General features: G+C 71.6%; 27 protein-coding genes. 13 read left to right on the top strand and 14 right to left on the bottom strand.

The window, feature by feature from the left end:
* Nucleotides 1–750, top strand: a 750-nt coding sequence (locus ACFU53_RS21415; RefSeq protein ID WP_383994569.1) for a CoA transferase, incomplete at its 5' end; no start/stop codon positions are given.
* A 100-nt stretch (nt 751–850) separates the two neighbouring features.
* Nucleotides 851–1,924 carry a CopD family protein gene (locus ACFU53_RS21420; RefSeq protein ID WP_383994572.1) on the top strand — a complete coding sequence of 358 codons (1,074 nt, stop codon included), beginning with the start codon at nt 851–853 and terminating at the stop codon, nt 1,922–1,924.
* A gap of 228 nt (nt 1,925–2,152) precedes the next feature.
* On the opposite strand, the gene ACFU53_RS21425 is transcribed toward ACFU53_RS21420, so the two are convergent.
* Together ACFU53_RS21425 and ACFU53_RS21430 are read right to left on the bottom strand one after the other, a co-directional pair.
* Nucleotides 2,153–2,824 (bottom strand): lysoplasmalogenase, encoded by a 672-nt coding sequence (locus ACFU53_RS21425; RefSeq protein ID WP_383994575.1) that lies wholly within the window; start codon nt 2,822–2,824, stop codon nt 2,153–2,155.
* A complete protein-coding gene (locus ACFU53_RS21430; protein WP_383994578.1) occupies nt 2,821–3,744 on the bottom strand; it encodes a sterol desaturase family protein in 924 nt (307 codons plus the stop codon). Before ACFU53_RS21430 ends, ACFU53_RS21425 begins: the two co-directional genes overlap by 4 nt.
* Before the next feature lie 149 nt (nt 3,745–3,893).
* Here ACFU53_RS21430 and ACFU53_RS21435 point away from each other — a divergent pair, with 149 nt between their 5' ends.
* The 4 genes from ACFU53_RS21435 to ACFU53_RS21450 all read left to right on the top strand — a co-directional run bounded on the left by ACFU53_RS21435 (nt 3,894) and on the right by ACFU53_RS21450 (nt 6,818).
* The gene (locus tag ACFU53_RS21435) at nt 3,894–4,535 is read left to right on the top strand and encodes a hypothetical protein (protein ID WP_383994581.1); all 642 of its coding nucleotides are present in this window, start codon (nt 3,894–3,896) and stop codon (nt 4,533–4,535) included.
* Nucleotides 4,536–4,582: 47 nt separating this feature from the next.
* A complete protein-coding gene (locus ACFU53_RS21440) occupies nt 4,583–5,578 on the top strand; it encodes a DEDDh family exonuclease (protein ID WP_383994583.1) in 996 nt (331 codons plus the stop codon).
* 118 nt (nt 5,579–5,696) lie between these two features.
* Nucleotides 5,697–5,930, top strand: coding sequence for a hypothetical protein (locus ACFU53_RS21445; protein ID WP_078531414.1), 234 nt, complete (start codon nt 5,697–5,699; stop codon nt 5,928–5,930).
* An 81-nt stretch (nt 5,931–6,011) separates the two neighbouring features.
* On the top strand, nt 6,012–6,818 hold the full coding sequence (locus ACFU53_RS21450; protein ID WP_383994586.1) for an SURF1 family protein: 807 nt from the start codon (nt 6,012–6,014) through the stop codon (nt 6,816–6,818).
* Nucleotides 6,819–6,824: 6 nt separating this feature from the next.
* Here ACFU53_RS21450 and ACFU53_RS21455 read toward each other — a convergent pair whose 3' ends face one another.
* The 4 genes from ACFU53_RS21455 to ACFU53_RS21470 form a co-directional block, all read right to left on the bottom strand.
* Entirely contained in the window at nt 6,825–7,784 is a 960-nt protein-coding gene (locus tag ACFU53_RS21455; RefSeq protein ID WP_383994589.1) for a hypothetical protein, read from the bottom strand.
* A gap of 279 nt (nt 7,785–8,063) precedes the next feature.
* Entirely contained in the window at nt 8,064–8,261 is a 198-nt protein-coding gene (locus ACFU53_RS21460) for a YbdD/YjiX family protein (protein WP_383994592.1), read from the bottom strand.
* The gene (locus tag ACFU53_RS21465) at nt 8,258–10,411 is read right to left on the bottom strand and encodes a carbon starvation CstA family protein (RefSeq protein WP_383994595.1); all 2,154 of its coding nucleotides are present in this window, start codon (nt 10,409–10,411) and stop codon (nt 8,258–8,260) included. The genes ACFU53_RS21460 and ACFU53_RS21465 overlap by 4 nt, the downstream gene beginning before the upstream one ends.
* A 100-nt stretch (nt 10,412–10,511) precedes the next feature.
* Nucleotides 10,512–10,754 carry a DUF3311 domain-containing protein gene (locus ACFU53_RS21470; RefSeq protein WP_383994598.1) on the bottom strand — a complete coding sequence of 81 codons (243 nt, stop codon included), beginning with the start codon at nt 10,752–10,754 and terminating at the stop codon, nt 10,512–10,514.
* Between the two features lie 167 nt (nt 10,755–10,921).
* Here ACFU53_RS21470 and ACFU53_RS21475 point away from each other — a divergent pair, with 167 nt between their 5' ends.
* The 5 genes from ACFU53_RS21475 to ACFU53_RS21495 all read left to right on the top strand — a co-directional run bounded on the left by ACFU53_RS21475 (nt 10,922) and on the right by ACFU53_RS21495 (nt 16,345).
* Nucleotides 10,922–12,478, top strand: coding sequence for a sodium:solute symporter (locus tag ACFU53_RS21475; protein WP_383994601.1), 1,557 nt, complete (start codon nt 10,922–10,924; stop codon nt 12,476–12,478).
* Nucleotides 12,475–13,191 (top strand): SigE family RNA polymerase sigma factor, encoded by a 717-nt coding sequence (locus ACFU53_RS21480; RefSeq protein WP_383994603.1) that lies wholly within the window; start codon nt 12,475–12,477, stop codon nt 13,189–13,191. The genes ACFU53_RS21475 and ACFU53_RS21480 overlap by 4 nt, the downstream gene beginning before the upstream one ends.
* A complete protein-coding gene (locus tag ACFU53_RS21485; protein ID WP_383994604.1) occupies nt 13,188–13,481 on the top strand; it encodes a hypothetical protein in 294 nt (97 codons plus the stop codon). The genes ACFU53_RS21480 and ACFU53_RS21485 overlap by 4 nt, the downstream gene beginning before the upstream one ends.
* Before the next feature lie 300 nt (nt 13,482–13,781).
* Entirely contained in the window at nt 13,782–15,584 is a 1,803-nt protein-coding gene (locus ACFU53_RS21490) for a glycoside hydrolase family 15 protein (RefSeq protein WP_383994607.1), read from the top strand.
* 5 nt (nt 15,585–15,589) lie between these two features.
* A complete protein-coding gene (locus ACFU53_RS21495; RefSeq protein WP_383994610.1) occupies nt 15,590–16,345 on the top strand; it encodes an SDR family oxidoreductase in 756 nt (251 codons plus the stop codon).
* Between the two features lie 96 nt (nt 16,346–16,441).
* On the opposite strand, the gene amaP is transcribed toward ACFU53_RS21495, so the two are convergent.
* Genes amaP through ACFU53_RS21520 form a run of 5 tightly spaced genes read right to left on the bottom strand, consistent with a single transcriptional unit; the run spans nt 16,442 to nt 18,837 of the window.
* Complete coding sequence (amaP, locus tag ACFU53_RS21500) at nt 16,442–17,020, bottom strand: alkaline shock response membrane anchor protein AmaP (protein ID WP_383994612.1); 579 nt, start codon at nt 17,018–17,020, stop codon at nt 16,442–16,444.
* A 6-nt stretch (nt 17,021–17,026) separates the two neighbouring features.
* A complete protein-coding gene (locus tag ACFU53_RS21505; RefSeq protein ID WP_383994615.1) occupies nt 17,027–17,740 on the bottom strand; it encodes a DUF6286 domain-containing protein in 714 nt (237 codons plus the stop codon).
* Nucleotides 17,737–18,111 carry a hypothetical protein gene (locus ACFU53_RS21510; RefSeq protein WP_383994618.1) on the bottom strand — a complete coding sequence of 125 codons (375 nt, stop codon included), beginning with the start codon at nt 18,109–18,111 and terminating at the stop codon, nt 17,737–17,739. Before ACFU53_RS21510 ends, ACFU53_RS21505 begins: the two co-directional genes overlap by 4 nt.
* Nucleotides 18,108–18,293 carry a hypothetical protein gene (locus tag ACFU53_RS21515; protein ID WP_316729604.1) on the bottom strand — a complete coding sequence of 62 codons (186 nt, stop codon included), beginning with the start codon at nt 18,291–18,293 and terminating at the stop codon, nt 18,108–18,110. The genes ACFU53_RS21510 and ACFU53_RS21515 overlap by 4 nt, the downstream gene beginning before the upstream one ends.
* 58 nt (nt 18,294–18,351) lie before the next feature.
* Nucleotides 18,352–18,837, bottom strand: coding sequence for an Asp23/Gls24 family envelope stress response protein (locus ACFU53_RS21520; RefSeq protein WP_383994621.1), 486 nt, complete (start codon nt 18,835–18,837; stop codon nt 18,352–18,354).
* A gap of 87 nt (nt 18,838–18,924) precedes the next feature.
* Between ACFU53_RS21520 and ACFU53_RS21525 the strand changes: the two genes are divergently transcribed.
* Nucleotides 18,925–19,692: a nucleopolyhedrovirus P10 family protein gene (locus ACFU53_RS21525; protein ID WP_383994624.1), complete on the top strand. Its 768-nt coding sequence runs from the start codon at nt 18,925–18,927 to the stop codon at nt 19,690–19,692.
* A gap of 12 nt (nt 19,693–19,704) precedes the next feature.
* Here the strand turns inward: ACFU53_RS21525 and ACFU53_RS21530 are convergent, their stop codons facing one another.
* From ACFU53_RS21530 to ACFU53_RS21540, 3 genes are all read right to left on the bottom strand, one after another.
* A complete protein-coding gene (locus tag ACFU53_RS21530) occupies nt 19,705–20,496 on the bottom strand; it encodes an enoyl-CoA hydratase/isomerase family protein (protein ID WP_383994627.1) in 792 nt (263 codons plus the stop codon).
* A 125-nt stretch (nt 20,497–20,621) separates the two neighbouring features.
* On the bottom strand, nt 20,622–20,843 hold the full coding sequence (locus ACFU53_RS21535; protein ID WP_006123601.1) for a helix-turn-helix domain-containing protein: 222 nt from the start codon (nt 20,841–20,843) through the stop codon (nt 20,622–20,624).
* 348 nt (nt 20,844–21,191) lie between these two features.
* Nucleotides 21,192–22,790: an ABC-F family ATP-binding cassette domain-containing protein gene (locus tag ACFU53_RS21540; RefSeq protein ID WP_383994630.1), complete on the bottom strand. Its 1,599-nt coding sequence runs from the start codon at nt 22,788–22,790 to the stop codon at nt 21,192–21,194.
* Nucleotides 22,791–23,044: 254 nt separating this feature from the next.
* On the opposite strand from ACFU53_RS21540, the gene ACFU53_RS21545 reads away from it, so the two are divergent.
* Nucleotides 23,045–23,467, top strand: a complete 423-nt coding sequence (locus tag ACFU53_RS21545) for a VOC family protein (RefSeq protein WP_383994633.1) — start codon at nt 23,045–23,047, stop codon at nt 23,465–23,467.
* Nucleotides 23,468–23,500 lie beyond the last annotated feature (33 nt).

Genomic DNA, 23,500 nt, shown 5'->3' on the forward strand with positions numbered 1-23,500 from the left:
GCCGGAGTGCGCGTCCTGGACCTGACCCGGGTCATCGCGGGCCCGGTCGCCACCCGCACGCTCGCCCTGCTGGGCGCGGACGTCCTGCGCGTCGATCCGCCGGGGATGCCCGAGATCCTCGACCAGCACGCCGACACCGGTTTCGGGAAGCGGTCGGCGACGCTCGATCTGGCCGCGGACCCGGGGGCCTTCGAGGCACTGCTCGCCGACGCGGACGTCGTCGTCACCGGCTACCGGCCCGGCGCACTGGACCGCTTCGGGCTGTCGCCCGAGGCGCTGACCGAACGCCGGCCGGGACTGGTCGTGGCGCAGCTCTCGGCGTGGGGCGCGTACGGGCCGTGGGCCGGGCGGCGGGGCTTCGACAGCCTGGTGCAGGTGGCCTCGGGGATCGCGACGGTCGAGGGTTCCGTGGAGCAGCCGGGCGCCCTGCCCGCGCAGGCCCTGGACCACGGGACGGGGTATCTGCTGGCGGCGGCCGTACTGCGGGCGCTCACCGAGCGGTTGGACGGGGGCGGCAGTCGCGTCGTCCGGCTGGCGCTCGCGCGTACGGCGGCCTGGTTGACGGACGGCATCGAGCGCGGTCCGGACGGGGTCGATGTCTACGACGGGCCGGCTGCGTGGCTCGCCGAGCGGGACAGTCGGTCGGGTCGGCTGCGGTACGCGCTGTCGCCGGTGTCCTTCGAGGGTGGGCCGGGTGACTGGGCGCGGCCGCCGGGGCTCTGGGGAGCGGACGAGCCGCGCTGGGGTTGAGTCACCGGAAGCCCTGAACCGTATGTATGGCCGGAATGTCGAACTGCCAGTTGTTTTCCGGCACTTGCCCAGTTCTGGTGCGACTGGTGAACTTTTCGGGGTGAGCCTGACGAGACGGACGGCGGAGGCGGCGGAGGCTGGGGCGGATGAACCCGAGCGACGACCTGGGGGGCGGGCCGGACGGCGAACCGGACGGCCCGGCGGTGGGACCGGCGGTGGGACCGGCCGGGCCGTCGTCGTGCTCGTCCTGGTGGCCGTCGGTGCGCTGATACCGCTGTTCGGCCCGCGTGTCGCGCTGGACGGCACGGGTGAGGCCGGGGCTCCCGGGGCCGGTGGGATCGCTCTGTTGCGGGCGGTGTCGCTGGCAGCGCTGTGTGTGCCGGTGGGCGAGCTGTTCGTGGCGTGGCTGGTGCGGCGGGTGCCGGGCGCGCCCGGGGAGGCTCCGCGCGGTTGGGCGCCGTGGGCGGCGGGGGCCGGTTTCGTGGCCTCGCTGGGGCTGGCCTCGGTCGTGGCCACGGGCAATCTGGTGCCGGACTCCCCCGCCGACATGGACGTGGGCGGCCTCTACGAGACCCGGGACGGCAAACTCGCGCTCCTGGAGGTCAACGCCTTCGCGGCGGCCGGTCTGCTCGCGCTCTCCCGCAGGCCTGCCGCCCAGGCGCTGCCCCTGGCTGCGATCGTCGTCGCGGAGGCGCTGCGCGCCCACCCCAGCACGGAGTACAGCCCGCTCATCGGCACCGGTCTGACCCTGGTGCACCTGGCGGGCGCGGCGCTGTGGGCGGGCGGACTGCTCCACGTCCTGCGGACGCTGCGCACGCGCGCGTGGCGCTCGACGGAGGCGGGGGCCGCGTTGTTGGGCCTCTACGCGCGCGTGGCCGCTGTTCTGCTCGCCGCCATCACCGCCACCGGCGTGTGGAGCACGCTGCGCCGGATGCCGCCGGGCACGGTCCTCGACCAGCTGACGGAGACGGCGTACGGGCGCGCCCTGCTCGCCAAGGTGCTCCTCGTGGCCGCCGTCGCCGGTCTCGCCCTCTGGGCCCGGCTGCGGCTGCGCCGCGCGACCGGCGATCCGCGCGACGCCTGCGCTCCCGCGCGCGCGGAGGTGGCGGTGCTGGGCGCGGTCGTCGCGGTGTCGGCACTGCTGACGGCGCTGCCGGTGCCGATCCGCTGGTGAGCGGTGCATGGGCAGGCCGAGAGTTGGTGAGCGGCGTGTTGGGCAGCCGAGAGTTGGTGAGCGGCGTGTCGGTGAGTGGGCGGCGTGTGAGTGAGCGGCGGCAGGCGGCCTCGGGGACGTCCTCCACCCGCCATGTCGTACGGAGCGTGGATGGTGGTGGCGCGTATGGCGGTGGATCCTTCGTGCAGTCGTGCAGTCGTGCTGTTCGGCCTGTGCTGTTCGGCCTGGTCAGACCGTGTTCGTGGACACCTCACCGTGCGCAGGGGTGGGCGCGGGCCGCGCGCCGAGGGTTGCGAGGACCCCCCGGACCAGGAGGTACTGGGCCGCCAGATAGGTGAGCATGATCCACAGGTCGGGGCGAGGCAGCTGCGGCCACTCGGCGACGCCGGTCGCGATGAGCATGTCCGACACCACGAAGAACGCGCCTCCGAGCCCCGCGACAAGCCCCAGCCGGGCGGCGGCCCACGCCATCGCGGTCAGCAGGGCGCTGTATCCGGCGACGGGGAGCCGTAGATCCGCAGGCAGACCCGGCCACAGACTCGCGACGGCGGCGACCAGGGCGAGGCCGTACGCGGCGCCGTACGCGAGCCGCCCGGGCTTCCTGAACCTCGCGAAGAGCACGAGGTAGCAGACGTGCCCCACCGCGAAGGAGGTCATCCCGGCGAGGAAGGCCGGCTCGGCGTCGGAGAGGAGCAGCACGTCTCCGCCCCAGCCGAACAGCAGCGCCGCGACCAGTGGCCGAGGCCCGCCGCGCGTGTAGGTGTACGCCGCGAGCAACGGCATCAGCAGCGGCTTGGCGACGACGTGCCCGGCGGTGAACCCGACGGCCAGGGAACCGAGATCGACGAGGGCCGCGCATCCGAAGGCAATGAGCAGAAGCGAAGCCCTGTCCGGCCTCACGCGACGTTCTCCGTGACCGTGGCGGGCTGCTCCTCGATGGCCGCGGGCCCCTCGGTGGAGTCAGCCCCCTCCACCGGCCGGTCCGACGGCTTCGCCGGCGCCCAGCCGGGCCCCCGGAAGACCCGGCCCGCCCGCTCGCCCCAACTCCCCGCCCTCTTGAGGTCTTTGGCGATGGAGGCGTACTCATGGGTGGCGACCCGCAGCGGGTTGTACGTGTCGATGTTCTTCGTCAGCCCGTACACCGGCCGTTCGGTCTCCTCGACGAACGACCCGAAGAGCCGGTCCCAGACGATGAGGATGCCGCCGAAGTTGCGGTCCAGGTAGCCGCCCTGGGAGGCGTGGTGGACCCGATGGTGCGACGGCGTGTTGAACACGAACTCGAACGCGCGGGGCAGCTTCCCGATCCGCTCGGTGTGGATCCAGAACTGGTACACGAGGTTGGCGGAGGAGCAGAACGCGAGCGCGGCCGGGTGCACGCCGAGGGCGATGAGCGGGGCGTAGAAGGGCCACACGGTCAAGGTCGTCCAGGGCTGCCGCAGGGCGGTCGTCAGGTTGAACTTCCGGCTGGAGTGGTGGACGACGTGGCAGGCCCAGAGGATCCGGATCACGTGGTGGCCGCGGTGCGACCAGTAGTAGAAGAAGTCCTGCGCGAGCAGCATCAGCGGGACCGTCCACCACAGAACGGGGACGCGCAGCGGGGTCAGCTCGTACATCGCCGTGTAGATCGCGACGATCGGGATCTTCCAGAGGAAGTCGAAGGCAAGACTCCCGAGCCCCATGCCGACGCTCGTCGCGGCGTCCTTCGCCTCGTACCCTGCGGCATCGTCGTCCGGATGGATCCGGACACTGACCACCTCGATCACGGTGAGCAGCACGAAGGCGGGTATCGACCACAGCACGACATCGGGCAGGTTCGGCATGTGGGCACGGTAGAACCGCTGGTCGGCGGGGTCTAGACGTGGTTACTGACAAGTATTCCCGGTGGTACGCGCTTGCTTCTTGGCGTCCTCCACCAATCAGAGGGGCGTGGGAGGGGCATTGTCAGTGGGTCGGCCCACGATGCGAGTCCATGCCGGCCCGCACACCGATCACGCCGAAGCCGGGCGCGGGTCCGGTGACCCCCGAGCACGAACGACTCGCGGCCGACCTGAACCCCGGGCGCCTGACCGCCGAGTTACGAGCACTCGACACGCGCCTCTTCGCCCGCGCCGTGGACCTCCACGCCGAGCCTCTCGGCCTGTGCTGCGCCCACCTGGTCGAACAGCTCACCGCCCACCCGTCGTTCGCGGCCCGTGCGGCCGTGGAGCAGACCCGGCGGTCCGGGCGTACGGAGGGCCTGCGGCGGGACCTGGCCCGGACCCCTCATCCACAGCGTGGAACCTGTGCGTGCCGTTCGTCCTGTGCCTGCGCTCGTTCAACACCCCCGACGGGCTGCCGATGCCGGAGGACTACCTGCCGGCCGCCGGAGTCCCGCTGCGCGCACCTGACGGCTGGACCCCGGAACTGCTCTCGGCCGGGCGGGCGTTGGTGCTCGTGCGCCGTGTCGACGAGGTGCCGACACACCGCTGGTGCCCCATCAGCGGCCGTCCACTCTCTATCTCGGCAGAGCCCGTCAGGTGGAGCACATCGCGGCACAACCGTCCGTCCCTACGACTGCCCGGACGTCGTCGGCGTCGATCTCTTCCCCCGGGACCGTCCCACCGTCGAGTAACAAGTCGAGTAACAAGCTGTCAGTCCCGGCCCGTATCCTCATGGACCATGCTCGAAGACCACACGACCGCAGCGTCGCAAGCGCCTTGGCCGGCCGCGTATCCGCAGGGGTACGCGGTCGTCGACGTGGAGACGACCGGGCTGGCCCGGGACGACCGGATAATTTCGGCGGCTGTGTACAGACTGGACGCGTGGGGCGAGGTCGAGGACCACTGGTACACGTTGGTGAACCCGGAGCGGGATCCGGGGCCGGTGTGGATCCACGGGCTGACGAGTGACGTGCTCGAAGGGGCGCCGCTCTTCCGGGAGATCGCGGAGGAGTTCTCGTCGCGGCTCGCGGACCGCGTCCTCGTCGCGCACAACGCGGTGTTCGACTGGTCGATGATCGCCCGGGAGTACGCGCGCGCGGAGACCGAGGCACCGGTGCGGCAGCGGCTGTGCACGATCGCGTTGTCGAAGGAACTGGGACTGCCGCTGCCGAACCACAAGCTGGAGTCGCTGGCGGCGCACTTCGGGGTCGTACAGCAGCGGGCGCACCACGCGTTGGACGACGCGCGGGTGCTGGCGGAGGCGTTCCGGCCGAGTCTGCGGGTCGCTGCCGCCAGTGGCGTACGGCTGCCCCTGCACGAGTGCCGTCCGCTGACCGAGTGGCGGGACAGCCCCGCCGCGCCCCGGATCGGGCAGCAGGCGGGCCACGGCGGCTACGACGGTTATCGACCGACCAGTTGGCGGCCCTCACGGAAGCGGCCCGCATGCCCCCATCCCAACCCCGGGCGCTATGAAGACGGCAAACCGCTCAAGCAGGGCATGCGTGTCGCCTTCTCCGGGGACACGTCGATCGAACGCGATCTGCTGGAGGACCGCGCGATCGAGGCCGGGCTGCACGTCGCGACGAGCCTGTCCAGGGTGACCAGTCTGCTCGTCACCAACGACCCGGACTCCCACACGTCGAAGGTCGTCAAGGCCCGGCAGTACGGAACGCCGGTCGTGGACGAGGCGGCGTTCGGGCAGTTGCTCCGCGATGTCGACCCCGCGGACGAGTGACCCGACCGGAAGGCCCGTACGAGTTGGTGTTCGGGCGGCCCGTACGGATGGGTGATTGCCGCGCGACTCGCCCGCCGCTCACTCGCCCGCACGGCGGTGACGGCTCACCCTGTGGCGCATGGCTAGATGCGAAGTTTGCGGCAATGACTACGGAATGACCTTCGAGATCCATGCCCAGGGTGCGGTGCACGTCTTCGACTGCTTCTCCTGCGCGATCCACCGCATGGCCCCGATCTGCGAGCACTGCCGGGTGCAGATCATCGGCCAGGGCGTCGAGGTCGAGGGCCACTGGTACTGCGGCGCCCACTGTGCGCGGGCCGAGGGGAAGGCGGGGATCGTCGACAAGGTCTGACCACGTCCCCGGAAGGGCCCGTCGGGGTTCGAGCGCACACCCGCCCGAACCCGCCCCACGACCGAGTTGTACGGTCGTGGGGTGTACCGCTTCCTGTTGTCCCGGCAGTGGGTGATCCTCACTCTGCTCTCACTCGTCCTGATCCCGACCATGGTCCGGCTGGGTATCTGGCAGATGCATCGCTATGAGGAGCGCAGCGCGCGGAACCAGCTCGTCGCCGACGCGCTGGCCGCGAAGCCGGTGCCCGTGGAGCGGCTGACCTCCTCCGGGCACACCGTCACCAGCGCCGAGCGCTACCGCACGGTGACCGCGAAGGGCCACTTCGACACCGACGACGAGGTCGTCGTCCGCCGCCGCGTCAACGCCGACGACGAGGTCGGCTTCCATGTCCTGACCCCGTTCGTGCTCGACGACGGCAAGGTGCTGCTCGTCAACCGGGGGTGGATCCCCGCGGACGGCCCGAGCCAGACCGCGTTCCCCGAGATCCCCGCGCCGACCGGCGGCGAGGTCACCGTCACCGGGCGGCTGATGCCCGACGAGACGACCGAGGCGAGCGGCATCAAGGATCTCAAGGGTCTGCCGGACCGGCAGATCATGCTGATCAACAGCGAGCGGGAGGCGGAACGCCTCGGCGTCCAGGTGCTCGGCGGCTACCTCGCGCAGACGGCGCCCGAACCCAAGGGCGACACCCCGGAGCAGCTCGGCAGCCCCGGCGACGAGAACGCCGCGCTGAACTACGCCTACGCCCTTCAGTGGTGGCTCTTCGCCCTCGGCGTTCCCGTCGGCTACGTCATCCTCGTCCGCCGCGAGCGCCGCGACCGCGAGGAGGCCGCGGCCGCCGCGGCGGAGGAAGAGAAGGAAACGGCGCCGACGCCTGCTTCGGCATAGTCGACGTCAGGTCCGGCCACGGCCGCCGGTCGACCTCTCCCGCCAGTATGCGAACGTGCGTTCCGGCTCGGGCAGCAGGTCCCATGGGTGGCGCGTCATATGGCGGCCGAGGCGGTGGAAGACGGGGGCGGCCTCGGCGGGGCGGTGCGCGCGGGTCAGGGCGAAGGCGAGGATGTTGAGGTCGGTGACGGCTTCGGCGTGGGGTGTGGTGCCGGCGTCGAACCAGCCCTTGAGTGCCAGGTCGATCTCGTGGATGGATCGGGGCTCGTTCCAGTTGCCGCCGCCCGAGCCGAGTGCGTCGAAGGGCGTCGCCCCCTGGCGGTGGGCCATGAGTTCGACGCGGGCCGCCACAGGGAGCAGGGCGAGCGGCGACCCGTGCGGTGCGCGGGCCGCGGCCTGCCAGGCGAAGTCCATCATGTCGGGGACCGTCCCGTGTCCGCGCGGCGACAGGTAGCGCAGGAGCCGGTGATAGGACGTCCGGAGCCAGGGGGCCCGGTTGACGGCCTCGGTCCACACGGGGACGGCGTCCTTCACCGGTACGGCGCAGGTGTACATCAGGGACAGCAGCGCTAGCCAGGGTGTGGGGTCCTCGGGGCAGGCCTCGGCGGCGCGGAGGCAGGAGTGTTCGGCGCGGCGGACGTCTGTGTGGTCGGCGGCCGGTGCCCGGTCCGCCTCGACGAAGGCCCTCAGTGTGAGGGCGTCGCCGTCTGCCGGGCAGTCGGCGGCCCAGCGCTGCGGGATCGCGGCGGGGAGGCGCCGGGCCAGTACGGCGATGCGGTGCGCCCGGCGGTCCCAGTCACGGCCTGTGGCCCGAAGTAGGTCGGCCACCGGTTCCCATGGGGGGCGGGTGCGGCCCGCGCCCAGGCCGTGGAGCTGCTGCGCGGGGCGGAGTTCGGTCAGGGTCGAGTGCAGGGAGTCGTCGTCGAGTTCGGGGCGGATCAGCAGGGCGGGTCGGCGTCTCAGCATCTCTGGATCCGGTCGGGTCGGAGGTGGCCGGGGGCGGGCGCCGTGGGGTTGCCACGGCGCCCGGCGGCGGGGGGCTGGGAGGAGGCGGGTTTCGCTCAACGGCGCCGGCCGGGTGCCGCTGCGCCCACCCTCCCCCATCGCCCCAGCAGCACGACTGCCCGCAGCTGGGACAGCCGGGCCAGGACAGCCGGGCGCACGCCACCCCCACCGGCACGGATGCCCACAGCTGGGGGGTGGGGTGAACGGCAGCGGCTCTGCGGCGGCCCGCATGGCGCGGCCTCAGCAGCAGCGGCCCTCCGGATGTTCCTCCCTGCGCAGGGTCCGCAGCGCGTCGTACTCCCGTCGGGTGGGGACCGGTGCCTTCGGGTGGTGGCGTCGGTGTCGCTCGCAGTAGCGGTCGTACTCCGCCTCCCCGGTCAGCTCCCGCAGGTACCAGCGGACGGTCCGCACCCAGTGCCTGGCGGTACGGGCGGTCACCGGCGGGCCCCCACCAGTTCCTCCTCGCCCCGCTCCGCCGCGTCGATGCGCGACTCGACGTACGGCGCCTCGGTCGACGGCAGCGGGACCGGGGACCGTACGGCCCGGACGCACACCACGGCGCAGTTGACCAGGACCGTGAGGACCAGGAGCAGGAAGATCGCCATGATCACGCCGTCGACCGTGTTGTTGAGCACGATGGTGTGCATGTCGTCCATGTTCGTGGCGCCCGGCAGGAGCTCGCCCCTGTCGATGGCCGCCGCGTACTTGTCCCGCAGGGCGAAGAAGCCGATCGCCGGGTTGTCCGAGAAGATCTTCTGCCAGCCGGCGGTGAAGGTGACGGCCACGTCCCAGGCCAGCGGGATGCCGGTGACCCAGGCCCAGCGCAGCTTGCCGGACTTGATGAGGACGGTGGTGGTCACGGCCAGGGCGACCGCGGCGAGCAGCTGGTTGGCGATGCCGAACAGGGGGAAGAGCTGCTTGATGCCGCCCAGCGGGTCGGTGACACCGGCGTAGAGGAAGTAGCCCCAGGCGCCGACGACCAGGGCGCTGGTGATCCAGATGCCCGGCTTCCAGGTGACGCGGCCGATCGGCTTCCAGACGTTGCCGAGCATGTCCTGGAGCATGAAGCGGCCGACGCGCGTGCCGGCGTCCACCGTGGTGAGGATGAACAGCGCCTCGAACATGATCGCGAAGTGGTACCAGAAGGCCTTCATCCCGGCGCCACCGAAGACTCCGGCGAAGATCTCCGACATGCCCACGGCCAGGGTGGGCGCGCCGCCGGAGCGGCCGACCAGGGTCTCCTCCTCGACGGCCTTGGCCGCCGCGGTGAGCTGTTCCGGGGTGATGGTGAAACCGAGGTTCTTGACCGCCTCGGCGGCGGTGTCGACGGTCGGGCCGAGCAGCGCGGCCGGGGAGTTCATGGCGTAGAAGAGGCCAGGCTCCAACACACATGCAGCGATCAGGGCCATCACCGCGACGAAGGACTCCGTGAGCATGGAGCCGTAGCCGATCAGCCGGACCTGGGACTCCTTCTGGATCAGCTTCGGTGTGGTGCCGGAGGAGACCAGGGCGTGGAAGCCGGACAGGGCGCCGCAGGCGATGGTGATGAAGAGGAAGGGGAAGAGGGAGCCGGCGAAGACCGGTCCGGCGCCGGTGTGAGCGAACTCGGTCACGGACTCGGCGCGGAGGTTCGGGGCGGCGATCACGACGCCGACGGCCATCAGGGCGATGGTGCCGACCTTCATGAAGGTGGAGAGGTAGTCGCGCGGGGCCAGCAGCATCCACACCGGGAGCACGGAGGCCACGAAGCCGTAGCCGACCAGGCAGAAGACCAGGGTCTCGGGGCTCCAGAAAAAGTACTCGGCGAGCGAGGAGTCCTGGATCCAGCCGCCGCCGAGGATGGCGAGCAGCAGCAGGGCGACGCCGATGAAGCTGGTCTCGACGACCCGGCCGGGGCGCAGGTAGCGCAGGTAGAAGCCCATGAAGAGGGCGATCGGGATGGTCATGGTGACCGAGAAGGTGCCCCAGGCGGACTCGGCGAGCGCGTTGACGACGACCATCGCCAGCACCGCGAGCAGGATGATCATGATGGCGAAGACGCCGATCAGCGCGGCGGCACCGCCGACCTTGCCTATCTCGTCACGGGCCATCTGTCCGAGGCTCTTGCCGTCCCGGCGCATGGAGAGGAACAGGACGATCATGTCCTGCACCGCACCGGCGAAGATCACGCCCGCGATGATCCAGATGGTGCCCGGCAGATAGCCCATCTGGGCCGCCAGCACCGGTCCGACCAGCGGGCCCGCGCCGGCGATGGCCGCGAAGTGGTGGCCGAACAGCACCCGCTTGTCGGTGGGGTGGTAGTCGACGCCGTCCTCGAGGCGCTCGGCCGGGGTGGCCCGGGTGTCGTCGACCTGGAGGACCCGGCGGGCGATGAACCGCGAGTAGAAGCGGTAGCCGATCGCGTACGAGCCGAGGGCCGCCATGAGCAGCCAGACGGCCGAGATCTCCTCGCCCCGGGACAGGGCGAGCACGGCCCAGCCGATCGCGCCGACGAGGGCGACGGCGATCCAGAGCGCGATCGACCTGGGCGACATCCGGGATTTCTCCGGCGCCTCTGGACCGGATTCGGGCATGACTGATCGAGACATGACGGCTCCTGACTTCAACGGGTGTGCGGCGAGAAAGACAGAAAGAAGGAAAGAGAGAAGGAAAGAGAGAACGAAAAGGCAGTCGGAACGAAGGTGCGGCTCAGCGATGTCGGTCCGAACGGTGTCGGTCCGAGCGATGTCGGTCCGTCAGCGCGTACGCGGCGAGCAGACAGAGGCCGCATCCCGGGACCCAGGCGAGCTGGTACCAGTAGAAGAACGGCGTGCCCGCGAGCCGTGGCTCGGCACCGGCGTACCAAGGAACCCAGAGCAGTCCCGCGGCCGGGGCGAGGAGCAGTACGGCGATCGCGACGCGCCGTATCCGCTGGTGACCGTTCCGTGCCATGGGCTGTGCTCCTCTCCCGATCGCTGTGGGTCTGTGCAAGAGTTGCCCACCCGCCGGATCCGGTTGACAGCGAATTTCCAGAAGATTTCCCGCCGGTTCGTGTCCTCCGAACCGGCCATCCGCGCAACCAACACGCGAGGGCCCAGGCACACCAAGGACGGTGACCCATGGCGGACGCTGCCATGACCGCGACGTTTCTCGCCGTGATCGGCGGAGCGTCGCTGCTCGCCGTCACCGCGCGCCGACTACGCCCCACCGACCGGCTGCCCTCGCTGGAGAGCTGGGCGCTGGCCGACCGCAGCCTCGGCCCGGTGTGGACCTGGCTGCTGCTCGGCGGCACGATCTTCACCGCGTACACCTTCACCGCCGTGCCCGGACTGGCGTACGGCAACGGGGCGCCCGCCTTCTTCGCGGTGCCGTACACGGTGATCGTCTGCCCGCTCGCCTTCGTGCTGCTGACCCGGCTGTGGGAGGTGGCCCGGCGCCACGGGTACGTGACGGCCGGGGACTTCGTGCGCGGGCGGTACGGTTCGGCGCCGCTCGCCCTGGTGGTGGCGCTGACCGGGATCCTCGCGACGATGCCGTATCTGGCGTTGCAGCTGCTCGGTATAAGGGCGGTGCTGACGGCCGGGGGCTTGTATCCGAAGGGCGCGGCCAGCGACCTGGTGATGGTCGCGCTGTTCGCGGGGCTCGCGGTGGCGACGTACCGGCACGGGCTGCGGGCGCCCGCCGTGATCTCGGCGCTGAAGGCGGTGGCCGTCTTCGTGTCGCTGACCGCCGTGTGCTGGCTGGTTCTCGAACGGTTCGGCGGTCCGGGCGCGGTCTTCGAAGGAGCGGCCCGGCGGCTCGGCGGAACCGGTGTCGAGCGGTCCGCCCTGCTGCTGGCCCCCGAACAGCAGCCCGCCTACGCCACCCTCGCGCTCGGCTCGGCGCTGGCCCTGCTGATGTATCCGCACGTCCTCACCGCCGGGTTCGCCGCCGACGGGCCGCGTACGGTCCGCAAGGTCGCCGTGGCGCTGCCCGCCTGGACGGGACTCCTGGCACTCTTCGGTTTCCTCGGCGTCGCGGCACTCGCGTCCGGGGTGCGGGCGCCCGAGGGCGGTGCCGAGGCGGCCGTACCCATGCTGGTGGACAGGCTGATGCCGGGGCCGCTGGCCGGACTGGTGTTCGGCGCGATCACCGTGGGCGCGCTGGTCCCGGCGGCGGTGATGTCGATCGCGGCCGCCACCGGCTTCGTCCGCAATGTGTACGTCGAGTACTTTCAGCCCACCGCCACGCCCAAGCGGCAGGTGCGCATCGCCAAGATGGTGTCGCTGACCGCGAAGGTGGGGGCGGTGGCGTTCGTGTTCGGGCTGCGCGACCAGGACGCCATCAACCTCCAGTTGCTCGGCGGGGTGTGGATCCTGCAGATCTTCCCGGCGGTGGCGGTCGGCCTGTTCACCGGGCGGCTGCATCCCCGGGCGCTGCTCGCCGGGTGGGGTGTGGGCATGGTGACCGGCACCTTCCTGGTGGTGCGCGAGGGGTTCTCGTCCATCGTGCTTCTGGGCGGCGGCTCGCTGGAGATCTACGCCGGTCTGCTCGCCCTTCTCCTCAACCTGACCGTCGCCGTCCTCGGCACCACGGTCCTCGAACGGCTCGGTGTCCCGCGCGGCGCCGACGCGACCGACCTACCGTCCCGCCTGACCGTCAGGCGGCGCCCCGAGACGGGAGCGAGCAACCCGTGAGACGCAGACAGCACATGCGTGTGCCGGGCCGGCCGGCCTCTGCTCCGGCATCCGCCGAGCCACTGGGCCTGCGGACCGCACCGCCCGCCGCCGAGCCGCTGGGCCGGATACCGGCCCCGGCCGTCGCCGAGCCACTGGTGCCGAACCCCGTACTTGTGCCGAACCCCGCGCCGGTCCCGAACCCCGCGCTGCCGCCGGGCGCCCTCGGCGATCCCGCCGACGTGGAGCGCGAGGCGGGTGTCGCCCGGCTGTTCGAGCTGCACTACTCCTCGATGCTGCGGCTCGCGGTGCTGCTGGGCGCCGACGACCCCGAGAACGTGGTGGCCGAGGCGTACTACCAGATCTACCGCAAGTGGCGGCGCCTGAGGGACGCCGAGGCGGCCGAGGCGTACCTCCGCTCCACGGTCTGCAACCTCACCCGGATGCGGATACGGCACCTCCAGGTCGCCCGCAAGCATGTGGAGGCCCCGGCGGCTCAGGAGCCGGTCGCTTCCGCCGAGAGCACCGCTCTGCTCCACGACGACCAGCGGGTGCTGATCGGCGCGCTCCAGCAGTTGCCCGCCCGGCAGCGGGAGGCGCTCGTGCTGCGCCACTGGCTCGGGCTGAAGGAGAGCGAGATCGCGGCCGCGATGGGCATCTCCTGCGGCTCGGTCAAGACCCACACCGCACGCGGCCTCGCCGCCCTGACCCAGGCGATGGAGGCCCGGCGATGAACGACACCACCGGCAACGACACCGGTCAGGACCGCACCGAGCGGGAGCTGACCGAGGCGCTCGCGGCGCTGGCGGGCGGCGTCCACGCCGCCCCCGACGCCTACCGCACGGCCCGCGGCGACTGGCTCCGCCGCGAACGCCGCCGCCGCCTCGTCCTCGCCGTCCTCGTCCTGCTCGTCTTCGCCCTCGCCACCCTGATCGGCCTGTGGGTCCTCAACCAGGCCCCGTCCAGCTCCGGGGTGATCTTCTCGGGGGTGGGCGGCACGACAGCGGGAACGGGGCCGGGCTGACAGAGGGGGCGCCATCGCCGTGCACGTCTGCGGGCCGTCCGTGGCCGTGGCGTCGTTCCCCGCGCTGTCGGGGCGCGGCTGACGGGGCGGGGCGGCTGGGCCGGGGGTTTCCAGGCGCCCGGCGGCTGCGGCTGGGCGGGGCGGGTTTCGCTCACCGGCGCTTGCCGGGTGCCGCCGCGCCCACCCTCCCCCATCGCCCCAGCGGCACGACTGCCCGCAGCTGGGACAGCCGGGCAAGGCCGCGCCCCGCCCCGGATTTCCGTCGGACTGATCACCCCCGGCTCCGGGAACCCGTCCCCCGTGCACCCCCACATCGAGGACTACGCGCTGATCGGCGATCACCAGACGGCCGCGCTGGTGAGCCGCCGCGGTTCCATCGACTGGCTCTGTCTGCCCCGCTTCGACTCGGCCGCCTGCTTCGCCGCGCTGCTCGGCGACGAGGAGAACGGTCACTGGCGGATCGCGCCCAGTGAGGGCGGGACCTGCACGCGGCGGGCGTACCGGCACGACTCGCTCGTCCTTGACACCGAGTGGGAGACCGCCGAGGGCGCGGTGCGGGTGACCGACCTGATGCCGCAGCGCGACCGCGCCCCCGATGTCGTACGGATCGTGGAGGGCCTGTCCGGCCGCGTCACCGTGCGCAGCACCCTGCGCCTCCGCTTCGACTACGGCTCGGTCGTGCCGTGGATGCGCAGGTCGGACGGTCACCGCGTGGCGGTCGCGGGCCCGGACGCGGTGTGGCTGCGCAGCGAACCCCGGGTGCGGTCGTGGAGCGAGGACCGGGCCACGTACGCGGAGTTCACGGTGGAGCCGGGCGAGCGGGTCGCGTTCGTGCTGACCTGGCATCCCTCGCACGAACCCCGCCCCCGCCTCGTCGACCCGTACGAGGCACTGCGGTCGAGCCTCCACGACTGGCGGGCCTGGTCGGCGCGCTGCCGGTACGACGGCCCGCACCGGGACACCGTGGTCCGCTCCCTGATCACCCTGAAGGCCCTCACCTACGCCCCGACCGGCGGCATCGTCGCGGCCGCCACCACCTCCCTGCCCGAGGAGATCGGCGGCGTCCGCAACTGGGACTACCGCCACTGCTGGCTGCGCGACTCCACCCTCACCCTCGGCGCGCTGCTGGCCTGCGGCTACCAGGAGGAGGCCGAGGCATGGCGCGACTGGCTGCTCCGCGCGGTCGCGGGCGACCCGGCCGACCTGCAGATCATGTACGGCCTGGCCGGTGAACGGCGCATCCCCGAGTACGACCTGCCCTGGCTGTCCGGCTACGAGGACTCGCGCCCGGTCCGCGTCGGCAACGACGCCGTACGGCAGTTGCAGCTGGACGTGTACGGCGAGGTCATCGACTCCCTGTTCGTGTCCCGGCGTTCGGGCCTGCCCGACAAGCCGGACATGTGGCGGATGCAGTGCGCGCTGATGGAGTATCTGCGGACGGCCTGGCGGAAGCCGGACGAGGGCCTGTGGGAGATCCGCGGGCCGCGCCGCCACTTCACGCACTCCAAGGTGATGTGCTGGGTGGCCGCCGACCGGGCCGTCCGCACCCTGGAGGACGACCCGAAGCTGACCGGCGGCGACCTCGAAGGCTGGCGCGTCCTGCGCGACGAGATCCACCGCGAGGTCTGCGAACGCGGCTACGACGCCGACCGCAACACCTTCACCCAGTCGTACGGCTCCCGCGAACTCGACGCCGCGCTGCTGCTCATCCCCCTCATGGGCTTCCTGCCGCCGGACGACCCCCGGGTCGTCGGCACGGTCGACGCGATCCGCGAGGAGCTGAGCCACGAGGGCCTCGTCCGCCGCTACAGCGCCGATCACCTCACGGCCGCGACCACCTCCGTCGACGGGCTGCCGGGCGGCGAGGCCACGTTCCTCGTCTGCTCGTTCTGGCTGGCGGACGCACTGCATCTGACCGGCCGTACGGAGGAGGCGCGCGAGCTGTTCGACCGGCTGGTGGGGCTGGTCAACGATGTGGGGCTGCTGGCGGAGGAGTACGACCCCGTCGCGGGCCGGCAGCTCGGGAACTTCCCGCAGGCGTTCAGCCATGTCGGTCTCGTGGGCACCGCCCTCGCCCTCTTCGACGGGGAGGAGGCAGGATAGGGGCCATGGATCTTGGGCTGAAGGACCGTGTCTACATCGTCACCGGGGCGACCCGCGGACTGGGCAACGCGGTCGCGCGGGAACTCGTCGCCGACGGCGCGAAGGTGGTCGTCACGGGCCGCGAGGAGGAGAGCGCGGGTGCGGCGGCGGCCGCGCTCGGGGCGAACGCGGTGGGTGTCGCCGCGGACAACGCCGACCCCGAGGCCGCCGGGCGGTTGATCGCCTTTGCCCGTGAGCACTTCGGGGGCTTCGACGGCATCCTGATCAGCGTGGGCGGGCCGGCGCCGGGGTTCGTCGCCGACAACACGGACGAGCAGTGGACCGCCGCGTTCGAATCGGTGTTCCTGGGGGCGGTCCGCTTGGCGCGGGCCGCGGCCGAGGAGCTCGGTGAGGGGGGCGTCATCGGGTTCGTGCTGTCCGGGTCCGTGCACGAGCCGATTCCGGGGCTGACCATCTCGAACGGGCTGCGGCCGGGGCTGGCCGGGTTCGCCAAGTCGTTGTCCGACGAGTTGGGGCCGCGGGGGATTCGGGTGGTCGGGCTGCTTCCGGCTCGTATCGACACGGATCGGGTGCGTGAGCTGGACGGGATGTCGGCGGATCCGGAGGCGACGCGGGCGGCGCACGAGTCGCGGATTCCGTTGCGGCGGTATGGGAGGCCGGAGGAGTTCGGGCGTGCGGGGGCGTTTCTGCTGTCTCCGGCCGCGTCCTATCTGACCGGGATCATGCTGCCGGTTGATGGCGGGATGCGGCACGGGTTCTGACGGTCGCTCGCTCGCCGGGTGCGGGTTTGTGGGGGCTGTCTCGCCCACGCGGCGGAACCTCATATCGACACAGCCCCGCGCCCTGAAGGGGCACGCTCAACTCACCCTTTCCGCGCGGTGCTTGGCCCCCTGCAGTCTGACCTCCGCCGGTAGTGCCGCCAGGCCCGCCGAGTTCCGGGCGTGGGTGAGGGCCTCCGCGGTCAGGGTGTGGAGGGCGTCCGCCGGGTTCACATGGGGCTGGAGGAGGAGGCGGACTCGGGCCTCGGGGGCGTTGCGGCGGCCGGTCAGGCGGGCGTGGGCCCGTTCGACGCCGTCCGCCTCGGCCGCCTCGGTGGTGAGTACGCCCTCCAGCGCCCGCCCTCGAAGCAGTGCGCCCTCGCCGTCGCCGGTGTCGACGAGTACCTCGGCGAGGCGATGACGGCGCAGGACCGCGGTCAGCCACCACAGGGCGAGCAGGACGAGGAGGGCGAGCACGGCGATGACGGCGGGCCACCACCAGCCGGCGTCGCGCCAGCGGGTCCGCTCGGCGTCGCTGAGCAGCACGTCGTTCCCGCCGTCGTGCGGCCACCACGAGGGCGGGTCCGCGCCGAGTCCGACGGCAAGGACGGCGGCACCCGACACCACCAGCACGAGCCCGACGAATCCGACCAGCACCCGGTTGACGATCCTCAGCATCGCGTCTCACCCCTTCCGGCCGGGCCGGCGTACATGCACCGACAGGGCGGGCGGCCGGGACAGACCCAGCCCCCGGATGCCGTCGGCGAGCGTGACGTCCAGGTCGGCCCGTACCTCGTCGAGTTCCCGGAAGTGGGACACCGCGCGGACGTCGACCCTCTTCCGTCCCGCCCGGACCCGTACGGACTGCACGCCGGACACCTCCATGGCCCGGTCGCGCAGGGCCAGCGCGGCGGCGCCCCGGTGCAGTCCGGCCCGTACCCGGGGGTGGACGCGCCGCATCGGCAGGACGTCGCGCAGCCCGGGGGTCGCGGCGAGCACGAGCAGCCAGAGGCCGAGGAGCACGGCGACCGCGGCGCCGGCGAGCACCCAGGCGTCGTCGAGGGGCCGCTCGGCGAGCTGCCGGGCCAGCGAACGGCGCCACGCCATGGCGGGCCGGTCGGCGCGGACGGCGGCGACGTCGTACAGGAAGAGGCCCGCGACCGCGACGAGCAGCACCGCGAGGATGCCCGCGGGGACTCTGCGCGCGGACCAGAAGCGTCTCTCCCCGCCGTTCTCGCCGTCGAGGACGGGCAACGGGTCGTAAGCGGCGGCGGACGCCGACTGGTCCGGCTCGCGGTCGGCCGCCTCGCCGGCCGCCTTTTCACCGTCCGTCTCGTCGGCCTTCTCCATGACGGGTAGTCGTCGAGTGGTGCCTTCGGAGCGCTGGGGTTCGCTCATCGCGTCCTCCCCTGTGCCACGTCGTGTGCGTGTGCCAGGTGCAGCCGTTCCACCTGGACGGCCACCTCCGACACGTGCATTCCTGCCAACGTCCCTACCCGCTCCATGACATGACGACGCACCGCAGCGCATTGGCCACCGATGTCCGAGGGGTAAGGGAGCCCAAGACTGACGCGGACGCACGCGGTCTCGCGCAGCACGACAACCGTGGCGGACGGGGGCCCGGAGTCCGGCGGTGGCGCTACCAGTGCCTCGCGCGCCGCCTGCGCGGCGATCTTCGCGACCACCCGGTCGGCGATCCGGGTCGCCCCGCGCTCACCGGACGGCACGGCCTTCGCCTCCGTGCGACGGCCGCTGTCAGCGGGGTTCATCGGCGTCGGTCGTCACGCGGGCGGAAGAAGTCGCCCAGCTCCAGGTCCCCCTCCAGGAACCGGCCGACGACGAAGCCGACGGCGCCCAGCGCGGCCACCAGCAGAAAGGCGCCGAATCCGCCGAAGTACCCGGCGAAGCCCAGCGCCATCCCGGCGATCATGCCGATCACGGCCAAGCTCATGCTGCGCTCCTAGGGACTCAAAGACTCCTGTCGCGTTCCATCGGGGCCGAGGCTCCGCTCACTGCAGCCGGGACTCCGGCTCCTCGTCCTCCTCGTCCGGCAGCTTCACATCGCTGACCGCGATGTTGACCTCGACGACCTCCAGGCCGGTCATCCGCTCGACGGCCGCGACGACGTTCTCGCGCACATCACGGGCCACCTCGCTGATGGACACCCCGTAGTCGACGACGATCTCCAGGTCCAGCGCGGTCTGCACCTCGCCGACCTCGACCTTCACACCCCGGGTCACGGACTTGGCCCCGCCGGGGACCCGGTCTCGCACGGCCCCGAAGGTCCGTGACAGCCCGCTGCCCATGGCATGCACGCCCACCACTTCCCGCGCGGCGAGCCCGGCGATCTTCTCCACGACGCCGTCGGCGATGGTCGTACGCCCCCGGCTCGCCGGATCACCGCCGCCACGCCGGGTGGTCTTCCGCCCGACCTGCGTCGACTCCTTGGTGGTGTCGGGCCCTTCCGTCCGGTTCCGCTCCGTCATGTCAGTCATGCCGTACGTCCCTTCCGGTCGTCCCCCTCAAACCCACAGTAAGCGCGGTTGCGGCGCCGCGCGCCGGGGATGCGGCAGGCTGGAGGAATGACGGCGGACAGTTGGACGAAGGCGGTACGCCAGCAGCTCGGGCTCGGCAGCGTGCTCCCCCTGGGCGGCCCGCACGACGGCGCGTGGATCACGGAGAGCGCGGCCCGAGCGGCACTGCGCCGCAGGGCCGCGTCGATGCGCGGGGTCGTCCTGGGCCCCCTCCGCATCGCGTCGGCCGACCCGGACGCCTCCGGCGACTCCCCCGAAACCGCCGTACCCCCTCCCCCGAGCGCCCTTCCGCCCGGCCCCCTCCGCATCACGGCCGACTTCGCCGCCTTCGCGGGCCCGGTCGCCGAGCCCTTCCCCGTCACGGCGACCCGCCTCCGTACGGCCCTCTCCACCACCGCCACAGAACGCCTCGGACTGACGGTGACGGAGATCGACCTTCGGGTGACACACCTATTGGAAGACGTGGAGGACGAGGAGCAACCCACAGCCCCGGCACCTGAGCCCCCGCCCACCACCCCGCCCCCGTCCACCGGCGACGACGAGCACTCCCGTGCGGCTGCCGCAGCCCTCTCGATCCCCGGCGTCACCCATCTCACCGCCACCCTCGGCGGCCTCGACCGCCCCACCCCCATCACGACAGGGCCCGCCCTCCCCCGCCGCCACATCCGCGTGGAACTGGCGGTGACGGAGGAACGACGAGCCCTGGACATGGCACACGAGGTACGAACAGCGGTGAGCGAGGCCCTACCGGACCACCCGTCGGTGGGAGTGCTCATCACAGCGGTGACTGCCGTCGGCCCCGTCACCCGCTGGTAGCTGCTGCGCCGGCTACTCCCCCACCCCGGCCAGATCCCTCAGCCGCCGCGCCTGGGCCGCCCTCTCCGCCGCCCGCTGCTCGTCGTACGAACGACCCGCCGCTCCCCGCAGCAGCGCCTTCGTCTCGATCACGGCCTCCCGCGGCGCAGCCACCAACGCAGCCGCCAGATCCCGCACCGCACCGTCGAGTTGATCGACAGGCACCGCAAGGTTCGCGAGGCCGACCCGCTGCGCCTCGTCCGCCTGGACGAAGCGCCCGGTGAGGCAGATCTCCAGCGCGCGGGCGTACCCGACGAGGCTCACCAGCGGATGCGTCCCCGTGAGGTCGGGCACGAGCCCGAGGCTGGTTTCGAGCATGGCGAACTGCACGTCGTCGGCGACGACGCGCAGATCACAGGCGAGGGCAAGCTGGAAGCCCGCACCGACGGCGTGCCCCTGCACGGCGGCGATGGACACGATGTCGTTACGCCGCCACCAGGTGAACGCCTCCTGGAACTCGGCGATGGTCGAGTCGAGCCCGGCGTCGTCACGACGCGCGAGATCGATGAACGACAGCTCCCCTTCGATACCTTCGGGCGTGAACATCTGCCGGTTGAGCCCGGCGGAGAACGATTTGCCCTCGGCACGCAGCACGACCACGCGGACGGAGCCCGGCACCGACCGCCCGGCCTCTGTGAGCGCCCGCCACAGAGCGGGGCTCTGCGCGTTGCGCTTGGCCGGATTGGTCAGCGTCACCGTGGCGATCGCGTCGTCGACGGTGAGCCGTACGCCATCCTGGTCGAGCAGCGGTTCGAGCGAAGCCATGGGGCGCCTCCGATGAGTGCGGTCAGCAGAGCGATGGAGCGATGCTAAGTGACTGCACAGTAACCACCCGGTCGATCAGCCGACCGACCGGGTGGCCACCATCGAAGCCGATGGGCCGCCCGGCGTCAGGCCGAGGCGGCCTTCTTGCCCCGCGTCGCGCCGCCACGCCCTCGGAGCGTGACGCCCGACTCGCTGAGCATCCGGTGTACGAAGCCATACGAGCGGCCGGTTTCCTCGGCCAGCGCTCGAATGCTCGCACCGGAGTCGTACTTCTTCTTCAGGTCTGCCGCGAGCTTGTCGCGCGCGGCGCCGGTAACCCGGCTGCCCTTCTTCAGAGTCTCGGCCACCCGGTCCTCCTCATGGGAAGTGCGCTCTGGTCTCCTCATGATCACCCCTCCGGGGCGTGATGGCCACCCATTCGGCAAGGTCCGTGAGACAAGGTTCTGACGACGGGAGCGCGTCCCCACGAGTGGAATCTGTTATTCCGCCCGGAGGCGTCCGTACGCCCGAACGGGTTGTTCCGTGAAGTACCAGGTCAGAGACGCGCGACGGCCGAGCCCTTCGCACGGAAGGACTCGGCCGTGAAATCGATGTAGGACACACCTCGGTACGAGGAGATCTCACACAGATGATGGATCACGGATGGGCCGAATGATCCATACGCAGTTGATCAACCCATTCGATCAGCCGTTCGCTCAAGCGAGCGCGACGAGGTCCGCGTAGTCCGCGCCCCACAGGTCCTCGACGCCGTCCGGCAGCAGGATGATCCGCTCCGGCTGGAGCGCCTCGACCGCGCCCTCGTCGTGGGTGACGAGGACGACCGCACCCTTGTAGGTGCGCAGCGCGCCGAGGATCTCCTCACGGCTGGCGGGGTCGAGGTTGTTCGTCGGCTCGTCGAGGAGGAGGACGTTCGCGGACGACACCACCAGGGTCGCGAGCGCCAGACGGGTCTTCTCGCCGCCGGAGAGGACCCCGGCCGGCTTGTCGACGTCGTCGCCGGAGAACAGGAACGAGCCGAGCGTCTTACGGATCTCGACCAGGTCCAGGTCGGGGGAGGCGGAGCGCATGTTCTCCAGGACCGTGCGTTCCGGGTCGAGGGTCTCGTGCTCCTGCGCGTAGTAGCCGAGCTTGAGGCCGTGGCCCTCGATCACCTCGCCGGTGTCGGGCTTCTCGACGCCGCCGAGGAGGCGGAGGAGAGTGGTCTTGCCCGCGCCGTTGAGGCCGAGGATGACGACCCGGGAGCCCTTGTCGATGGCCAGGTCGACATCGGTGAAGATCTCCAGCGAGCCGTACGACTTCGACAGGCCCTCGGCGGTGAGCGGGGTCTTGCCGCAGGGCGCGGGCTCGGGGAAGCGGAGCTTGGCGACCTTGTCGGAGACCCGTACCGCGTCGAGGCCGGCGAGCAGCCGGTCGGCGCGCTTGGCCATGTTCTGCGCGGCGACGGTCTTGGTGGCCTTGGCGCGCATCTTGTCCGCCTGCGAGTGCAGCGCGGCGGCCTTCTTCTCGGCGTTCTGCCGCTCGCGCTTGCGGCGCTTCTCGTCGGCCTCGCGCTGCTGCTGGTAGAGCTTCCAGCCCATGTTGTAGACGTCGATCTCGGCGCGGTTGGCGTCCAGGTAGAACACCTTGTTGACGACCGTCTCGACCAGGTCGACGTCGTGGGAGATGACGATGAAGCCGCCGCGGTAGGTCTTGAGGTAGTCGCGCAGCCAGACGATCGAGTCGGCGTCGAGGTGGTTCGTCGGCTCGTCGAGGAGCAGGGTGTCCGCGTCGGAGAAGAGGATCCGGGCCAGCTCGATACGGCGGCGCTGACCGCCGGAGAGGGTGTGCAGGGGCTGGCCGAGCACCCGGTCGGGCAGGTTGAGCGCGGCGGCGATGGTGGCGGCCTCGGCCTCGGCGGAGTAGCCGCCCTTGGTGAGGAACTCCGTCTCCTGGCGCTCGTACTGCCGCAGCGCCTTCTCCCGGGTCGCGCCCTGGCCGACCGCGATGCGCTGCTCGTTCTCGCGCATCTTGCGGATCAGTACGTCGAGGCCGCGCGCGGAGAGGACGCGGTCGCGGGCGAGGACGTCGAGGTCGCCGGTGCGGGGGTCCTGCGGGAGATAGCCGACCTCGCCGGAGCGGGTGATGGTGCCGCCGGCCGGGATGCCCTCGCCGGCCAGGCACTTGGTGAGGGTCGTCTTGCCGGCGCCGTTGCGGCCGACCAGGCCGATGCGGTCGCCCTTGGCGATGCGGAAGGTGGCGGACTCGATGAGGACGCGGGCACCGGCGCGCAGCTCGACGGCGGAGGCGGAGATCACGGACAGACTCCAGGGCGGATTGGGGTGGCGGGTGGGCGGCTGAGGACGTTCCCGCCGTCTAATGCGCGAGGAGAATGGCCATGAGCCGATTCTAACTGGGGGCAGCAAGCGGTTTTCCGCCCGTAAGACAAGGGATCACGTGGTCTCGGTCACCGGCGGGCCGGACCCCGGTCCGGCCCGTTCGCTCGGCAGGGCTTTGTCAGCGGTGGGTGCAAAACTGAGCAGCGGGTCGTATTCCGGACGACGGAGAGGTTGTGATCGGTATGGCAGGCAGGAGCGACGGACGTCCGAGCGTCTATCCGACGCTGCTGTACGCGGACGCCAAGGCCGCCATCAGGCAGCTCACGGAGGCGCTGGGCTTCACCGAGCTCTCGGTGTACGAGGGTGAGGACGGGGTGGTCCAGCACGCCGAGCTGACGCAGGGCAACGGCGCGGTGATGGTCGGCTCCAAGGGCAGCGGCAGCGTCTTCGACGGCGCGATGAAGGGTGCGGGGCCCACCGGGGTGTACATCGTCGTGGACGACGTGGACGCCCACCACCGGCGGGCCGTGGAGCACGGCGTGGAGATCCTGACGCCCCCGACGGACCAGGACTACGGCTCGCGGGACTACATGGCCCGCGACGCCGAGGGCAATGTGTGGAGCTTCGGCACGTACGCCCCCGAGATAGGCGGTTGACGCCGCGCGACCGGCCCGTCGCGCGTGGCTGAG

This window comes from Streptomyces sp. NPDC057474 (assembly GCF_042802555.1).
GTDB lineage: Bacteria > Actinomycetota > Actinomycetes > Streptomycetales > Streptomycetaceae > Streptomyces.

What these genes read in the sequence shown, in the direction of transcription:
- ACFU53_RS21430 (WP_383994578.1), bottom strand. Translation starts at nt 3,744, where the DNA reads ATGCCGAACCTGCCCGATGTCGTGCTGTGGTCGATACCCGCCTTCGTG.
- ACFU53_RS21435 (WP_383994581.1), top strand. Translation starts at nt 3,894, where the DNA reads ATGCCGGCCCGCACACCGATCACGCCGAAGCCGGGCGCGGGTCCGGTG.
- ACFU53_RS21440 (WP_383994583.1), top strand. Translation starts at nt 4,583, where the DNA reads ATGCTCGAAGACCACACGACCGCAGCGTCGCAAGCGCCTTGGCCGGCC.
- ACFU53_RS21445 (WP_078531414.1), top strand. Translation starts at nt 5,697, where the DNA reads ATGGCTAGATGCGAAGTTTGCGGCAATGACTACGGAATGACCTTCGAG.
- ACFU53_RS21455 (WP_383994589.1), bottom strand. Translation starts at nt 7,784, where the DNA reads ATGCTGAGACGCCGACCCGCCCTGCTGATCCGCCCCGAACTCGACGAC.
- ACFU53_RS21465 (WP_383994595.1), bottom strand. Translation starts at nt 10,411, where the DNA reads ATGTCTCGATCAGTCATGCCCGAATCCGGTCCAGAGGCGCCGGAGAAA.
- ACFU53_RS21470 (WP_383994598.1), bottom strand. Translation starts at nt 10,754, where the DNA reads ATGGCACGGAACGGTCACCAGCGGATACGGCGCGTCGCGATCGCCGTA.
- ACFU53_RS21475 (WP_383994601.1), top strand. Translation starts at nt 10,922, where the DNA reads ATGGCGGACGCTGCCATGACCGCGACGTTTCTCGCCGTGATCGGCGGA.
- ACFU53_RS21485 (WP_383994604.1), top strand. Translation starts at nt 13,188, where the DNA reads ATGAACGACACCACCGGCAACGACACCGGTCAGGACCGCACCGAGCGG.
- ACFU53_RS21495 (WP_383994610.1), top strand. Translation starts at nt 15,590, where the DNA reads ATGGATCTTGGGCTGAAGGACCGTGTCTACATCGTCACCGGGGCGACC.
- amaP (WP_383994612.1), bottom strand. Translation starts at nt 17,020, where the DNA reads ATGCTGAGGATCGTCAACCGGGTGCTGGTCGGATTCGTCGGGCTCGTG.
- ACFU53_RS21505 (WP_383994615.1), bottom strand. Translation starts at nt 17,740, where the DNA reads ATGAGCGAACCCCAGCGCTCCGAAGGCACCACTCGACGACTACCCGTC.
- ACFU53_RS21510 (WP_383994618.1), bottom strand. Translation starts at nt 18,111, where the DNA reads ATGAACCCCGCTGACAGCGGCCGTCGCACGGAGGCGAAGGCCGTGCCG.
- ACFU53_RS21515 (WP_316729604.1), bottom strand. Translation starts at nt 18,293, where the DNA reads ATGAGCTTGGCCGTGATCGGCATGATCGCCGGGATGGCGCTGGGCTTC.
- ACFU53_RS21520 (WP_383994621.1), bottom strand. Translation starts at nt 18,837, where the DNA reads ATGACTGACATGACGGAGCGGAACCGGACGGAAGGGCCCGACACCACC.
- ACFU53_RS21525 (WP_383994624.1), top strand. Translation starts at nt 18,925, where the DNA reads ATGACGGCGGACAGTTGGACGAAGGCGGTACGCCAGCAGCTCGGGCTC.
- ACFU53_RS21530 (WP_383994627.1), bottom strand. Translation starts at nt 20,496, where the DNA reads ATGGCTTCGCTCGAACCGCTGCTCGACCAGGATGGCGTACGGCTCACC.